Origin of the sequence: Bacillus sp. AF62 (assembly GCF_050312695.1) — a bacterium.
Classification (GTDB): Bacteria; Bacillota; Bacilli; order Bacillales; family Bacillaceae_G; genus Bacillus_A; species Bacillus_A cereus.
Genome location: NZ_JBNPJZ010000279.1, coordinates 1 through 317, shown reverse-complemented (window position 1 = coordinate 317; position 317 = coordinate 1). Strand labels below are relative to the sequence as shown.

Genomic DNA, 317 nt, shown 5'->3' with positions numbered 1-317 from the left:
ATTCGAACCCCCGCGCGACTCTCGCCGCCTGTCGGTTTTCAAGACCGATCCCTTCAGCCGAACTTGGGTATACCTCCATGAAGGAAAAAATAAATATTTTATTATTATATGTCTAAACCATTTTTAAAAATGGAGGAGGTAGAGGGATTCGAACCCCCGCGCGATTCTCACCGCCTGTCGGTTTTCAAGACCGATCCCTTCAGCCGAACTTGGGTATACCTCCGAGACATATATTAAATAAAGTGGAGCCTAGCGGGATCGAACCGCTGACCTCCTGCGTGCAAGGCAGGCGCTCTCCCAGCTGAGCTAAGGCCCCA

The 317-nt window shown here is 50.5% G+C and carries 2 tRNA genes; both read right to left on the bottom strand.

The features are described from left to right. Positions 1-130: 130 nt before the first annotated feature. Positions 131-223, bottom strand: a tRNA-Ser gene (locus tag ACQRBL_RS32740). A 20-nt stretch (positions 224-243) separates the two neighbouring features. Then, a tRNA-Ala gene (locus tag ACQRBL_RS32735) sits at positions 244-316 on the bottom strand. Position 317: the final 1 nt, after the last annotated feature.